The organism is Nonomuraea rubra, from assembly GCF_014207985.1.
Classification (GTDB): Bacteria; Actinomycetota; Actinomycetes; order Streptosporangiales; family Streptosporangiaceae; genus Nonomuraea; species Nonomuraea rubra.
In genome coordinates this window covers 11,750,410-11,764,747 of the sequence record NZ_JACHMI010000001.1, presented here as the reverse complement: position 1 = coordinate 11,764,747, position 14,338 = coordinate 11,750,410, and the positions used below count along the sequence as shown (strand labels likewise).

The following is a 14,338-nucleotide window of genomic DNA, read 5'->3' as shown; positions in this document are numbered from 1 at the left end:
AGTTCCTCTAGGAGGAGAGCAGCGACAGGCGGTGGGCGGCCGCGGCCGCCTCGCCGCGCGTGGTGACGCCGAGCTTGGCCAGGATGTTCGACACGTGCACGCTCACCGTCTTCGCCGAGATGAACAGCTCGGTCGCGATGTCGCGGTTGGTCCGCCCCAGGGTGACCAGGCGCAGCACCTCCAGCTCGCGCGGCGTGAGCAGCTCGGACGGCTCCTGCCCCGGCTGCAGCCCGCCCACCCGGCGCGACAGCGCCTCGATGTCGGCGACGAGCGGGGCCGCGCGCAGCGCCTGGGCCAGCGGGAGCGCCGCCTTGAGCCGGGTCGCCGCACCCTCCCTGTCGCCTCCCGCCGCGGCGTGACCGGCCGCCCGCAGCAGGGCCTTGGCGCGGTTGTGCGGGCGCCTGAGCCGCTCCCAGGCCGCCGCCGCGGCGTCGAAGTCGCCGGAGTACGACAGCCGGTACGCCTCCACGACCGGCCCGATGACGGTCAGCTCGGCGGCCACCTCGGCGGCGTGCCTGCGTACCGCGTCGGTCCGGGCGGGCTCGGCGTCCTGGGCGGCGTCGCAGACGACACGGAGCAGGGCGAGCAGCCGCCAGCCGAGCATGGCCTTGCTGGGCTGGCGGAAACGCGCGAGCACCCGCTCCGCCTCGTCCAGCGCGGCGGCGGGTTCCCCCGTGGCCAGCCGCCAGCCGATGCGCAGGCGGGCGTTGTTGACCAGGTCCTGGACGAACTCCTCCTGGTGGTCCTTGAACACGCCGATCTCCGCCAGCAGGGCCTCGACGAGCTGCAGCTCGCCCCTGGCCATGGCGATGTCGGCGTGCACGCGCAGCAGGGCGAGCCGGTGGCGCAGGACGGGGCCGTGGCTGAGCGCGCTCTCGACGATCTCGATGGCCTCGTCCCAGCGGCCGAGCACCTCCAGCGACTCGGCCCAGTTGTTGGCGATGAACAGGCCGCTGCCGCGCAGCCGGCCGTACTGCTTCGCGATGCCGTAGCCGTCCTCGGCCAGGCGCAGGGCCTCGTCCTCGCGGCCCATGTCGAGCAGCGCGTCGATGTTGTTGCCGAGCGCCCGGGTGATCAGGCGCGGCGAGCGCTCCTCCCGGCCGATCCGCGCCGCCTGCTCGTTGAGCGCGATCGTCTTCTCCGTCTCGCCGTTGAGCGAGTGGCCGAGCGCCTGGTTCATCAGCAGGTCGCCTTCGAGGCAGCGGTCGCCGTACTGCCTGGCCAGGCGCAGGCCCTCGGCGATGAGCCCGTCGGCCTCCTCGATCTGGCCGCGCAGCATCAGGTGGCGGCTCAGCGTCATCACGACCTCGGCCCGGTCGGGGCTGTCCTGGGAGACGAGCTGCAGCGCGTGCCTGAGGTCGTCGATCACGCCGGTCTGGTTCTTGGAGTTCCTGAACGCGGCCTTGCGCTTGATGAGCTGGGCCACCCGCTCCGGCTCCTCGGCCTCGTCGAGCTGCGCCAGCGCCGCCTTGACGAACTTCAGGCCCCTGTCCACGTCGCCACCCGCGTTGGCGGCCTCCGAGGCGCGCTCCAGCACGGCGGTGTGGTCGGCGCCGATGAGGCCGGCGGCGTCGGGCACCCGGACCCAGAGCATGAGCACGCGCTCCAGCAGCTGGACGGCCTCGGTGTACGCGTACGCCTTGAACGACTTCTGTGCCGCCTCCCAGGCCGAGATCAGCGCCCAGCGGTCGTCGCGGGCGCCGTACCAGTGGTGTGCCAGCTCGACGGCGGCGCGGCCGGGCGGGACGAGACCGCGGTCCTTGGAGATCTCCTCGGCGAACCTGGCGTGCAGGCGCTGGTGCTCGCCCGGCAGCAGCTCGTCGTGGACGGCCTCGCGGATGAGGGAGTGGCGGAAGACGTAGGCGCGGTTGTCGGCGATCTGCAGCACGTTGCGGGCGATGGCCGGGCGCAGCGCGCTCTCCAGCTCGACGTCGGACAGGCCGCTCACGGCCGCCAGCAGCGCGTGGCCGACGCGGTTGCCGCCGGCGGCGGCCACGCGCAGCACGCGCTGGGTCTCCTCGGGCAGGCGCTCGACGGTGCCGAGGATGAGGTCCTGCATGGACTCGGGGAACGTGCAGTCGACGCCGCACTCCAGCAGGGCCTCGACGAACAGCGGGATGCCCTCGCTGCGCTCGTAGACCTGGTCGACGGCGCCGTACTCGGAGGCCTTGCCGAGGATCGCGGTCATCTGCTGCGCGACCTCGTCGCGTGACAGGCGGGGCAGGTCGAGCCGGTGCACGCCGTTGACGCGGCCCAGCTCGGCCAGGACCGGCCTGAGCGGGTGCTGGCGGTGCAGGTCGTCGGACCGGTACGTCATGACCATCATCACCTGCGGCGCGTGCAGGTTGCGGCTGAGGAAGGCGATGAGGTCGCGGCTGGAGCGGTCGGCCCAGTGGATGTCCTCGATGACGAGGATGGTCGGGCGGCTGTCGGCCAGGCGCTCGAGGAGGGTGAGGAACTGCTCGAACAGGCGCGCGCGGCCCGTGTCGGTCTCGCCGTCGCCGTTGGGCTCCCCGAACTCGGGCAGCAGCCTGGCCAGGTCGCGCTCGGCGCCGTCGGGCAGCAGCCCCGTCACGGCGGCCGGGCCCTGCTCGCGGACGAGCTGCCGGAGCGCGGCGGTGAACGGCGCGTACGCCAGACCTTCGGTGGACAGCTCGACGCAGCCCCCGAAGAGCACGTGGGCGCCGTCCGCGGCGCGCTGATCGGCGAACCGCTGGACGAGCCTGGTCTTGCCGACCCCGGCCTCGCCTCCCAGCAGGACGGCCGTCACGAGGCCTTTCTTGGCCTCGCCGAAGCTTTCAGACAGAGCCGCCAGCTCCTCTTCCCGCCCCACGAAGACGGGACTGACAGATCGTCCCCGCATGTCGTCCAGCATGTCATGCAACTTCCGGTGCTTTCGACGGTTTTATGGTGGTCGTGAGGCCCGGCCGCGAGCGAGGATGCGGCCGGGCTCTCGTGGGGTGGTCATGAGGAGCGGCGCTTGCCGAAGAACGAGCGGCGCTCGCTCTTGTTGCCGCGCTCCGCCTCGAGTACGCGGCGGTGGTGGGCGGCCGCCCTGCGCAGCTCGCTGGCCTGACTCTTCATGAGCTCGAACTCGATCTCGGGATTCATGGTGTGTCTCCTGATGTTCCGTGCGTCTTCCTGACACCTTTAATGCTCGGTCTAAGGCCCACCCCGGCACATCGGGTGGATGCCTTATCTCCGGCGGGAGAAGGGCTCCGGCATACCTAGGACCGGGTCCCCGGGTGCCCTAAGGTGGTCCGGTTTGGAGGTAGTGGCCCTGGTCGGCGATGCTGTCTAGGTGTCAACTGTGACTACCTCGCTCGCGGACGTCGCCTCGTCCGACGCGGCGTTGCGAGCATTCCTGCAGGGCCTGCCCGGGGTCGACCGGGTCGGCGCGGACCAGCGGGCGGCGATGCTGGGCACCCGTTCGATCAAGACCACGGCCAAGGCGCAGGCCATTGACCTGGCCATCTCGATGGTCGACCTGACCACGCTGGAAGGGGCCGACACGGCCGGCAAGGTGCGCGCCATGTGCGCCAAGGCCGTACGGCCCGGCGGCGACGCGCCCTCGGTGGCGGCCGTCTGCGTCTATCCCGACCTCGTCCCCGTCGCCGTCGAGGCGCTCAAAGGCACGGGGATCAAGGTGGCCTCCGTGGCCACCGCGTTCCCCAGCGGGCGCACCTCGCTGGAGGTCAAGGTGAGCGACACCGCGCTGGCGGTGTCGGCCGGGGCCGACGAGATCGACATGGTGATCGATCGGGGCGCGTTCCTGTCCGGGCAGTACATGAAGGTCTACGAGGAGATCGTCGCGGTGAAGGCGGCCTGCGGGGCGGCCCACCTGAAGGTGATCCTGGAGACCGGCGAGCTGTCGACCTACGACAACGTGCGGCGCGCGTCCTGGCTGGCGATGCTGGCCGGCGCCGACTTCATCAAGACCTCCACCGGCAAGGTGTCCCCGGCGGCCACGCCGCCGGTGACCCTGATCATGCTGGAGGCCGTGCGCGACTTCCGCGACGCGACGGGCCGCCAGGTCGGCGTGAAGCCGGCCGGCGGCATCCGCACCACCAAGGACGCCATCAAGAACCTCGTGCTGGTCAACGAGACGGCCGGCGATGACTGGCTGACCCCCGACTGGTTCCGCCTGGGCGCCTCCTCGCTGCTGAACGACCTGCTGATGCAGCGCCAGAAGCTGGCCACCGGCCGGTACGCGGGTCCCGACTACTTCACCCTGGACTAGACGATGTTCGAATACGCACCCGCACCCGAGTCGCGCGACGTCGTCGATCTGAGGTCGTCCTACGGGCTGTTCATCAACGGCGAGTTCGTCGAGGGCTCCGGCACCTCGTTCAAGACCGTCAACCCCGCCACCGAGGAGACGCTGGCCGAGGTGGCCACCGCCACCTCCGACGACGTCGACCGCGCCGTGCAGGCGGCGCGCAAGGCGTTCGGCGTCTGGAGCGCGCTGCCCGGCGCCGAGCGCGCCAAGTACCTGTTCCGCATCGCGCGGCTGATCCAGGAGCGGGCCAGGGAGCTGGCCGTGCTGGAGTCGCTCGACAACGGCAAGCCGATCCGCGAGTCGCGCGACGTGGACCTGCCGCTGGTCGCGGCGCACTTCTTCTACTACGCGGGCTGGGCCGACAAGCTGCAGTACGCGGGATTCGGCACCAAGCCGCTGGGCGTCGCCGGGCAGGTGATCCCGTGGAACTTCCCGCTGCTCATGCTGGCCTGGAAGATCGCTCCCGCGCTGGCCTGCGGCAACACCGTGGTGCTCAAGCCGGCCGAGACGACGCCGCTGACGGCGCTGCTGTTCGCCGAGATCTGCCGGCAGGCGGACCTGCCGCCCGGCGTGGTGAACATCGTCACCGGCGCGGGCGAGACCGGCGCCGCCGTCGTGGCCCACCCCGACGTGAACAAGGTGGCCTTCACCGGCTCCACCGAGGTCGGCCGGATCATCGCCAGGTCGGTGGCCGGCACGGCCAAGAAGCTCACCCTGGAGCTGGGCGGCAAGGCCGCGAACATCGTGTTCGACGACGCCGCCATCGACCAGGCCGTGGAGGGGATCGTCAACGGGATCTTCTTCAACCAGGGTCACGTGTGCTGCGCCGGCTCGCGGCTGCTGGTCCAGGAGTCGATCCAGGAGGAGCTGCTGGCCGCGCTCAAGCGGCGGCTGGCCACGCTGCGGCTGGGCGACCCGCTCGACAAGAACACCGACATCGGCGCGATCAACTCGGCCGAGCAGCTGGCCAAGATCAGGCAGCTCAGCGACCTGGGCGAGGCCGAGGGGGCCGAGCGCTGGTCGCCCGCGTGCGAGCTGCCCGGCAAGGGGTTCTGGTTCCCGCCGACGCTGTTCACCGGGGTGGCGCAGTCGCACAGCATCGCCAGGGAGGAGATCTTCGGCCCGGTGCTGTCGGTGCTGACCTTCCGCACGCCCGCCGAGGCCGTCGAGAAGGCCAACAACACGCCGTACGGGCTGTCGGCGGGGGTGTGGACCGAGAAGGGCTCGCGCATCCTGTGGATGGCCGACAGGCTCAGGGCCGGAGTGGTCTGGGCCAACACGTTCAACAAGTTCGACCCGGCCTCGCCCTTCGGCGGCTACAAGGAGTCGGGTTACGGGCGCGAGGGCGGGCTGGCCGGGCTGGAGGCCTACCTTGATGTGTGAGCACCGCCGGGCCCGCCGCCGTCAGCGGCGCGCCGAGGCCACCAGGGGGCACGCCTTCGCCAGGGCCGGCCGTCCCGTACGCACCGGCTGGTACGCCCACCGCTGCGGCGTGAGCCGGTGCGGGCAGGTCTTCGTCCCGGTCCAGATGTCGCAGGAGTCCACGTGGAGGGGGCGGGGCGATGAGTAGGTTGTCCGTCAAGAAGACCTACAAGCTGTACATCGGCGGGGCGTTCCCGCGCTCGGAGAGTGGAAGGTCCTACCCCGTGACCTCGGCCAAGGGCGAGTTCCTCGCCAACGCCTCGCGGGCCTCGCGCAAGGACGCCCGTGACGCGGTGGTGGCCGCGCGCAAGGCGTTCGCCGGCTGGTCGGGCGCGACGCCGTACAACAGGGGGCAGATCCTCTACCGCGTCGCCGAGATGCTGGAGGGGCGGCGGGCCCAGTTCGCCGAGGAGCTCGGCGGCGGCAAGCGTGCCGCGCTGGAGCAGGTCGACGCGGCCGTCGACCGGCTGGTCTGGTACGCGGGCTGGTCCGACAAGATCGCCTCGGTGCACGGGGCGGCGAACCCGGTGGCCGGGCCCTACTTCAACCTGTCAACGCCGGAGCCGACCGGAGTGGTGGCCGTGGTGGCGCCCGCCGATCCGCTGGTCGGGCTGGTGTCCGTGGTCGCGCCGGTGATCGTGACCGGCAACACCTGCGTCGTGGTCGCCTCCGAGCCCGCGCCGCTGCCGGCGATCACCCTGGCCGAGGTGCTGGCCACGTCCGACCTGCCGGGCGGGGTCGTGAACCTCCTCACCGGCAGGCAGGCCGAGCTGGCCCCCTGGCTGGCGGCGCACATGGACGTCAACGGCCTCGACCTCACCGGGGTCGCGGACGCCGACCTGGCGCTGAGCTGCGAGCAGGCGGCGGCGGAGAACCTCAAGCGGGTGCTGCGGCCCGTCCAGGAGGACTGGGCGGCCGATCCGGGGACCGGCCGCATGACGCGCTTCCTGGAGACCAAGACCGTCTGGCATCCGGTCGGCATCTGAGCGCGCGGCCCGGGGCCTCAGTACGTCTGGTACAGGCCCCGGGCCTTCAGGTCCGCGACGAGGTCACCCGGCAACGAGCGGCAGTCGGTCACGCGGACCTCCTTGAGCGACGGGAGGCCGGTGATCGCGCCGAGGTCGTTCAGCCTGGGGCAGCTGTAGAGGTCGAGCGTGCGCAGGGCGGGCAGGCGATCGACGTCGCCGAAGGTGCGCAGGTCGGTGAAGCAGACGTGCAGCTCCTCCAGGTGGAGCAGCCCCGAGAACGGGGTGAGGTCGGCGAGCTGCTCCAGGCCCTGCAGCGTCAGGGTGCGCAGGGCGGGCATGCGGGCGAGCGCCGAGAAGTCGGTCAGGTCCTCCGCGTAGGCCAGGTGCAACTCCTGCAGTGACGGATGCCCTTCGAGCCCGTCGAGCGAGGTGAGCCGCTGGTCCCCGTCGATGCTCAGCCGCTCCAACGCGGGCAGCCGCGACAGCGGGCGCAGGTCGGGCAGCCGACAGGGCGGCAGGCCGAGAGTGGTGAGCCGGGGGTGGTGGCCGAGGCCGTCGAGGCTCTTCAGCTTCGTGCTGCCGCCCAGGTAGAGCGTCTCCAGCTCCGTCATGACGCCGATGCCGTCGAGGCCCGTCAAGCGGGTGCTGTGCAGGTGCAGCTCGGTGACGGAGCCGAGGTCGTGCAGCCCCTCCAGGGTCGTGATCCTGGTGCGGCTCAGGTCCAGCTCCCTGAGGCTGCGCAGCCCCGACAGGCCGCGTACGTCCTCGATGAACCGGCAGCCGCTCAGGTCGAGCTCTTCGAGCCCGGGGAACGCGTCACCCACCCCGGCGACGCTCGCTACCGAGGTGCCGCGCAGGTCGAGCCTGCGCAGGCCGCGCAGGCCGAACAGCGGCGTCAGGTTCGCCACCTGGCGGCAGTTGCGGAGCAGGAGGCTCCTCAACTCGGTGAGCCCGGACAGCGGGCGGAGGTCGCTGACGGCCGCGCAGCCGTCCAGCTCCAGCGTGCGCAGCCCGGTCAGCGCGGCCACCTCGGACAGGTCCGCCAGCGTCTTGCAGTGGTCCAGGGTCAGGCTTTCGAGCATCGTCAGGTGGCGCAGCCCCGTGAGCGAGCCCTGCTTGCTCAACTCCAGCTCGGTACGCCCCTCGGCGTCGAAGGCCGGGGCCAGCACGTGCTCGGCGAACCCGTCGGGGTCCAGCGCCTGGGGCCAGAGCCTGAGCAGCTTGTCCGTGGACGGCTTCGCGAGCTGGACGTAGTCGTCGGCCAGGGAGAGCGCGTCGCGCCCCCGTCCGCCCAGCACGAGCCGCCGGACGGCCTTCCAGGCGTTGGCCGGGGACGCGGTGGCCAGCTTGGCACGCAGGTCGATCAGGTCTGAGGGCTGGATCATGACCCGAGACCCTACGGGGCAGGAGCGACGCTTTCAGGAGAATCCGGGTGGCCTGAGCGGCGGATGCGCGTGCTGGAGCTGGGCGGCCAGGCCCAGCAGGTGCGGCTCGCCGCCGGGAGGGGCGACGATCTGGACGCCGATGGGCATCGCGCTGGAGTGCGTCGCCACGGGGACGCTGATGGCGGGCCAGCCGCACATGTTCCAGGGGCCGGCGGTGGGGGCGTAGGTGACGTTCGTCCAGGCGTTGCGCAGGAAGCCGCGCTCGCCCCAGCGCTCGGCCTTCGGCGGGACGGCGGCCAGGGCGGGCGTGATGAGCGCATCCGCCTCGCCGAACCACTGGTCGGCGCCGTATCCGCGCCAGCGTTCCCGGCCTCGCACGCCGTTCAGCCCGACTGCGCGCAGCGTCCGGCCCGCGCGGGCCAGCGCCCTGGTGCGGCGTTCGAGCCGGTCGGGAGCCTCGGCGGACTCGGCCGCCCTGAGCAGCCAGGTCGCGACGGTGGCCGGGCCGAGCCACGCGGGCAGCCTGCGCTCGTGCTCCACCACCGTGTGCCCCGCCACGCGCAACGTCTCGGCCGCCGCGCGCACCGCCGCCTGGAACTCCTTGTCCACCCGCATGCCGACCGGCAGCGGCTGCGGCGCGTACGCCACCCGCAGGTCGAACGGCTCGGGGCCGGTGGGCGGCGGCTGCGGCTGCCACACCTCGTCGTCGTCCGCCCAGACCGAGCGCAACATGCGCGGCGGCGGCTCCACCCGCCGCCCGCTCCGCCACGCCTCCGCCAGGGCCGGGTCCGCCGCCAGCACCGACAGCGCCAGCGCCAGGTCCGAGGCGGTGGCGGCCAGAGGGCCGTTCTCGGTGAGGCGGTCCCAGTCGTTCGACGGCGGGGGCACCAGGTCGGCGCCCGGCTTGATGGCGAGCACGCCGCAGCACGCCGCCGGGATGCGCAGCGAGCCCATGCCGTCGTTGCCGAGCGCGATCGGCACCATGCCGGCCGCCACCGCCGCCGCGCTCCCCGAGGACGAGCCGCCCGCCGTGCGCGACAGGTTCCAGGGGTTGCGGACGATGCCGTACGCGCTGTCGCCGAGCGCCACCAGCCCCAGCTCCGGCAGGTTGGTGAGGCCCACGATCACCGCGCCGGCCGCGCGCAGCCGCGCCACCGTCGCATGGTCCTCCGGCGCGGGCGTGTGCGGGCCGGCGGCCGACCCGTGCAGCGTGGCCTCGCCCGCCACCTCCAGGTTGTCCTTCACCGCCACCGGCACCCCCGCCAGCGGCAGCTCGGCCAGGTCGCGCCGCTTCTGCAGCAGCCGCGCCTCGTGCACGGCCTGCTCCCTGACCCGCCGGAACGCTCCTACCTGCGGATCCCGCTCCGAGATGACATGAAGGTGCTCCTCGACGACGGTCGTGGCCCTGACCTCGCCCTGCCGGACGGCCGTCGCGATCTCGATGGCGGACCTGCCTGCCCACAACATGAGAAGAGTGTGCAGCTTTTCACTCATCGTTGCGAGGGTCGATAGGGTCGATTCACGTGAACGGACCTTCGCTTGCCCTCCGCCAGCGTTCCCTGGGCGACCCCACGGCCGAGTTCCCCCTGTTCCCGCCGCTGACGCGGGGCTGCCCCAAGACCAGCACCGAAGAGATCGCCTATCCGCTGGACGTCGTCTACGACTACGCGAAGGTGGACCGGCGCCTGTTCGAGCAGGCGCCGGGGCCGGACCTGGCGCGGTGGTCGCCGCTGCTGCCGCCGCTGGACGCGCCCACGCTGGGCGAGGGCGGCACCCCGCTGGTGCCGTTCGGGGACGTCTTCATCAAGGACGAGTCGCGCAACCCGACGTGGTCGCACAAGGACCGGCTCAACCGGGTCGCCGTCAGCGCGGCCGTCGCCTCGGGGGCGCCGGGGGTGGTGGTGGCCTCCTCCGGCAACCACGGGGCCTCCGCCGCCGCGTACGCCGCCCGGGCCGGGCTGCCCGCCATCGTGCTGGCCTCGGCCGACTCGCCGCCCGCCGTTCAGGCGTTCGTCCGGGCGTACGGGGCCAAGGTCGCGTCCGTGCCCGGCGAGAAGCGGTGGCCGCTGCTGCGGGAGATCGTGGACCGGCTGGGGTACCACCCGGTCAGCAACCAGACCGTGACGCACACCGGGCATCCGTTCGGGCCCGAGGGCTACAAGACGATCGCGTACGAGCTGTTCCTGCAGCTCGGCGAGGTGCCCGCGGCCGTGTTCACGCCGACCGGCTACGCCGAGCTGCTCTACGGGGTGTGGAAGGGGTTCGCGGAGCTGCTGCTGCTCGGGGTGACGGAGAAGGCTCCGCGGATGTTCTCCTGCGAGACGGCCGCCGGCGGGCCGCACGCCAAGGCGCTGGCCGCGGGGCTGCCGGCCGCCGTCGTCGAGCTGGGGCCGACCGACGCGTACGGGGTGGCCGGATCGGTCGGCGGGCACCGGGGAGTCGTCGCCGTGCGCGACAGCGGCGGTGAGGCGGTGCTCGTGACCGACGAGGAGATGCGGCGGGCACAGCGGGAGCTGGCTCGGGCGGGGCTGTGGCAGGAGCTGTCGGGCACCGCCGGGCTGGCCGGGCACCGGAGGCTGCGCAGGGACTTCGACGGGCCCGTGGTGTGCGTCGCCACGTCGAGCGGGTTCAAGGATCTCGGGGTGGGCGGCGAGCGCTACCCCGTCCTGGAGGACCCCACGCTGGACGACCTCATGCCCTGAGCCAGACGCGGAGTGGGCCCGTCGTGGTGAAGCCGTGCCGCAGCGCGGGCGCCGGGTCGCTCTCGTAGCCGACCAGGGGGCGGCCGGGGAACAGCTCGGCCGCCGCCGCCAGGACGCCCGCCCAGTCGCCGAACACGTTCGACACGCCCACGGCCCTGCCGGTCGCCGTCAGGACCGCGCCCGAGCTCAGGTCGGGGGCGTGCACGATCGTCGCCTCGTCGAGGAGCGGCGGCAGGAACAGGTCCTTCATGCCGCACGCCCGCTCCCACTCGGCGAGCGTGGATGCGTCCCTGACCACCTGCCAGTCCGTGGTGGTTCTCCCGGGGGCGTCACGGTGGATCCACTGGGCCTCGAACAGCACGTCGAAGCCGGGCAGGTCGAGGGTGGCGAAGCTGTCCTTGATCGACGCGCCGGGGCCCGCGTCGAGGTGCGGGAGCAGGTCGGCGGCGGTCGCGGCGGGGGAGAGCGTGACGGCGTCCGGGTAGAACGGCGGGGTCCTGACCGGGCTGGTCCAGGCGAGGTCCGTGAACGTGCCGGCGAGGCCGTGGGCGCGGCACATCAGGTCGCACCAGCGCGCGTTGTCCCTGGCCGCCTCGTGTCGCCAGTCGGTCATGGGGAGTTCCTCTTGGTACGGCGGGTGGGCTGGGCGGTGAGCGGGTCCTCGGGCCAGGGGTGCTTGGGGTAGCGGCCGCGCATCTCCGCGCGTACGTGACGGTAGCCCTCACGCCAGAACGAGGCCAGGTCCGCGGTGACGGCCAGGGGGCGGCCCGCGGGGGAGAGCAGGTGGACCAGGACGGGGACGCCCGCGATACGCGGGGTCTCCAGCCAGCCGAACAGCTCCTGCAGCTTGACCGCCAGCACCGGCTGGTCGCCCGAGTAGTCCAGGCGGACGCTGGAGCCGGTGGGGACCTCGATGCGCTCCGGCGCCACCTCGTCCAGGCGCTCGCTCCACGGGATGAGGCGTCTCAGGGCCGTGGCGACGTCGATGCGCTCCACGTCGGCGCGGCGGCGGGCCCGGCCGAGCTCGGGCTCCAGCCACTGGTCGGCGAGGGCGGCCAGGTCGTCCATCGGGGGCCAGGGGGCGCCGATCGCGCGGTGGCAGAACGCCAGGCGGTCGCGCAGGTCCCTGGCCTGCTTCGTCCAGGTCAGGAGCTCCTCGGTGCGCAGGCCGTGCAGGATGGCTTCGCGGACGTCGGCGTCCTTGAGCGGGGTGGCCGAGAGCTCGATCGCGCCGAGGCGTTCGACGCGGCGGGCCGAGACGTCGCCCCGGCGCTCGCCTGGCGGGACGCGCCAGGCGATCTCGTCCTCCGTGGTGGTGGGCAGCGCGGCTCTGGCGGTGGCCTCGTCGATGACGACGGCCTGCCTGATGCGGGCCGAGGCCGAGCCGGTGGGGCGGTCGGCGATCGCGATGGCCAGCCATTCGGCGGTGTGGAGCCTGGAGGTGCCCGGGAGCTGGGCCTGGGTGCCTGATGCCATGAGGTAGCCGCCGCCGCGACGGCGCGCCACCCGCTCCGGGAACGCCAGCGCCACCGCCAGCCCGGCCAGCGCGTCGCCATGGTGCGCCTTCGAGGTGGTGCGGGGTTCCGTGGTGGGGCGGCTGTCGCTGGGGGTGCGGGCCTCCGCGGTGGTGCGGGCTTCTGTGGTGGTGCGGCGCAGGCGGGTGGATTCCTGGCGCCAGCGGGAGGCGAACGGGGTGCCGCCGCGGCGGGCCGTGCGCCAGACCTCCACCAGGTCGTCGGACGCGTCGCGGGGTAGTTGCTCCGACAGCAGAGCCACCACCTCGGCGGCCTCGGGGCCGAGGTCGAGCAGGGCCCTGGCCAGGCGCGGGTGCACGCCGGCCAGCACCATCCGCCGCCCGCGCTCCGTTACCCGCGCCCGCGCGGCCCCGCCGGGCGGAGAGGCCGCTTCAGGCGCCGGTCGGCCTACTCCGTCGGAGGAGGGCGCCGGTTGGCCTGCTCGGTCGGGGGTGGGTGGTGGGAGGGTGAGGGCGCCGAGGGCGGTCAGGGTGGCGAGGGCGGCGGACAGGGCGGCGGGCGGGGGCGGGTCCAGCAGGGCCAGGCCCGAGGCGTCCGGGGCGCCCCAGCAGGCCGCCTGGAGCGCGAAGCCCGTCAGGTCGGCGAGCGCGATCTCCGGGCGGGCATGGTCGGCCAGGCGGTCGTGGTCGGCGGCCGGCCAGCAGCGGTAGACCGTCCCGGGAGCCTCCCGGCCGGCGCGGCCGGCGCGCTGGGTGGCCGACGCCTTGGAGACCCGGACCGTGGTGAGGGAGCCCAGACCGCGGGCGTGATCCGTACGGGGCTCGCGGGCCAGCCCGGAGTCCACCACCACCCGCACGCCGGGAACGGTCAGGCTCGACTCGGCGACCGACGTGGCCAGCACCACCCGCCGCGCAGTCCCGGGCCGCAGCACGGCGTCCTGGACGTGGGCCGGCGCCTGGCCGTGAACTTGCAGGAGCTGCTCCACGTCCCCCGCCAGCATCCCCGCCACCTTGGCGATCTCGCCCACGCCGGGCAGGAAGCAGAGCACGTCGCCGTCCCGCTCCGCCAGCGCCCGGCGTACGACCGAGGCCACGTGCGAGAGCAGCGCGGGATCGACGCGCAGGCCGTGGGGCGGGGCGACCGGGCGCGGGGGCGGGGCCCAGACGGTCTCCACGGGGTGGGCGGCGCCGGTGGCGGCGACGATCGGGCCGCCGATCAGGTCGGCCCACGGCTGGGCGTCGGCGGTGGCGGAGGTGGCCAGCAGGCGCAGGTCGGGCCGCAGCGTCTCGCGTACGTCGAGGAGGAACGCCAGCGCCGTGTCCGCGTCGAGGTGGCGCTCGTGGCACTCGTCGAGCATGACCGCGTCCACCCCGGCCAGCTCCTGGTCGCGCTGGAGCCGCTGGAGCAGCACGCCGGTGGTGACGACCTCGACCATGGGGTTGGCACCCACGTGGCGCTCGCCCCTGATCGTGTAGCTGACGCCCATGCGGCGGGCCGCCGCTCGTACGGCCAGGCGGCGCGGCTCCGCCACCACCACGCGCAGGCCCGCCTCGGCCAGGGCCAGGGGCACCACGGTGGTCTTGCCGGTGCCGGGCGGGGCGGTCAGGACCGCGCTGCCGTGCCGTTCGAGCGCGGAGAGCAGCTCGGGCAGGACGCGCCGGATGGGCAGCACCTCCGGACGCGAGCCGGCGTCGGCCGGTGCCGAGGCGGCGCGGGGAGGCGGCGTGGCGGCGCCGGGAGGTGGCGTGGCGCTCTGATCGGGGTCAGGCATGGGCCCCGGCGGGGAGGGGAAGTGCGGCGGTCAGGACCGCGTCGAGCAGCCCGGGGAAGCGGCTCTCCAGGTCGTCGCGGCGCAGGCTCATGTACTTCAGCCGACCCTCCTGCTTGGTCAGGACCACGCCGGCCTCGCGGAGCGTGCGGTAGTGGTGCGAGGCCGTGGACTTGTGCACGCCGAGGTGATCGCCCGCGACCGTGCACGTCATCTCCCCGGCCGCGGCGAGCCGGATCACGATCTCGAGGCGTACGGGGTCGCTGAGGGCCCGCAGAACCTCCGTGAGCTGGATGTTCTCCGTGGACGGATGCGGCAGCAGACGCATGCTGAAACCCT

The 14,338-nt window shown here is 73.3% G+C and carries 12 protein-coding genes; 5 read left to right on the top strand and 7 right to left on the bottom strand.

Annotated features, from left to right (window positions below; genetic code table 11):
• Positions 1–7: 7 nt before the first annotated feature.
• Both HD593_RS53845 and HD593_RS53840 read right to left on the bottom strand, forming a co-directional pair.
• Complete coding sequence (locus HD593_RS53845; RefSeq protein ID WP_246547238.1) at positions 8–2,863, bottom strand: ATP-binding protein; 2,856 nt, start codon at positions 2,861–2,863, stop codon at positions 8–10.
• Positions 2,864–2,964: 101 nt separating this feature from the next.
• Positions 2,965–3,111 carry a hypothetical protein gene (locus HD593_RS53840; RefSeq protein ID WP_185110566.1) on the bottom strand — a complete coding sequence of 49 codons (147 nt, stop codon included), beginning with the start codon at positions 3,109–3,111 and terminating at the stop codon, positions 2,965–2,967.
• 199 nt (positions 3,112–3,310) lie between these two features.
• On the opposite strand from HD593_RS53840, the gene deoC reads away from it, so the two are divergent.
• Genes deoC through HD593_RS53820 form a run of 4 tightly spaced genes read left to right on the top strand, consistent with a single transcriptional unit; the run spans position 3,311 to position 6,687 of the window.
• The gene (deoC, locus tag HD593_RS53835) at positions 3,311–4,240 is read left to right on the top strand and encodes a deoxyribose-phosphate aldolase (RefSeq protein WP_185110565.1); all 930 of its coding nucleotides are present in this window, start codon (positions 3,311–3,313) and stop codon (positions 4,238–4,240) included.
• Between the two features lie 3 nt (positions 4,241–4,243).
• A complete protein-coding gene (locus HD593_RS53830) occupies positions 4,244–5,662 on the top strand; it encodes an aldehyde dehydrogenase family protein (protein WP_185110564.1) in 1,419 nt (472 codons plus the stop codon).
• The gene (locus HD593_RS53825) at positions 5,655–5,849 is read left to right on the top strand and encodes a hypothetical protein (RefSeq protein WP_148433332.1); all 195 of its coding nucleotides are present in this window, start codon (positions 5,655–5,657) and stop codon (positions 5,847–5,849) included. Before HD593_RS53830 ends, HD593_RS53825 begins: the two co-directional genes overlap by 8 nt.
• Positions 5,842–6,687 carry an aldehyde dehydrogenase family protein gene (locus HD593_RS53820; RefSeq protein ID WP_185110563.1) on the top strand — a complete coding sequence of 282 codons (846 nt, stop codon included), beginning with the start codon at positions 5,842–5,844 and terminating at the stop codon, positions 6,685–6,687. The genes HD593_RS53825 and HD593_RS53820 overlap by 8 nt, the downstream gene beginning before the upstream one ends.
• Before the next feature lie 17 nt (positions 6,688–6,704).
• Here HD593_RS53820 and HD593_RS53815 read toward each other — a convergent pair whose 3' ends face one another.
• Both HD593_RS53815 and HD593_RS53810 read right to left on the bottom strand, forming a co-directional pair.
• Positions 6,705–8,054 (bottom strand): leucine-rich repeat domain-containing protein, encoded by a 1,350-nt coding sequence (locus tag HD593_RS53815; protein WP_185110562.1) that lies wholly within the window; start codon positions 8,052–8,054, stop codon positions 6,705–6,707.
• A 33-nt stretch (positions 8,055–8,087) separates the two neighbouring features.
• Positions 8,088–9,548, bottom strand: coding sequence for an amidase (locus HD593_RS53810; RefSeq protein WP_246547236.1), 1,461 nt, complete (start codon positions 9,546–9,548; stop codon positions 8,088–8,090).
• A 29-nt stretch (positions 9,549–9,577) separates the two neighbouring features.
• Between HD593_RS53810 and HD593_RS53805 the strand changes: the two genes are divergently transcribed.
• On the top strand, positions 9,578–10,756 hold the full coding sequence (locus tag HD593_RS53805) for a threonine synthase (protein ID WP_185110561.1): 1,179 nt from the start codon (positions 9,578–9,580) through the stop codon (positions 10,754–10,756).
• Here the strand turns inward: HD593_RS53805 and HD593_RS53800 are convergent.
• Genes HD593_RS53800 through HD593_RS53790 form a run of 3 tightly spaced genes read right to left on the bottom strand, consistent with a single transcriptional unit; the run spans position 10,746 to position 14,327 of the window.
• The gene (locus tag HD593_RS53800; protein WP_185110560.1) at positions 10,746–11,369 is read right to left on the bottom strand and encodes a hypothetical protein; all 624 of its coding nucleotides are present in this window, start codon (positions 11,367–11,369) and stop codon (positions 10,746–10,748) included. The genes HD593_RS53805 and HD593_RS53800 overlap by 11 nt on opposite strands.
• Positions 11,366–14,002, bottom strand: a complete 2,637-nt coding sequence (locus HD593_RS53795) for an ATP-dependent RNA helicase (RefSeq protein ID WP_185110559.1) — start codon at positions 14,000–14,002, stop codon at positions 11,366–11,368. The genes HD593_RS53800 and HD593_RS53795 overlap by 4 nt, the downstream gene beginning before the upstream one ends.
• Positions 13,995–14,327 (bottom strand): ArsR/SmtB family transcription factor, encoded by a 333-nt coding sequence (locus HD593_RS53790; protein ID WP_185110558.1) that lies wholly within the window; start codon positions 14,325–14,327, stop codon positions 13,995–13,997. The genes HD593_RS53795 and HD593_RS53790 overlap by 8 nt, the downstream gene beginning before the upstream one ends.
• Positions 14,328–14,338 lie beyond the last annotated feature (11 nt).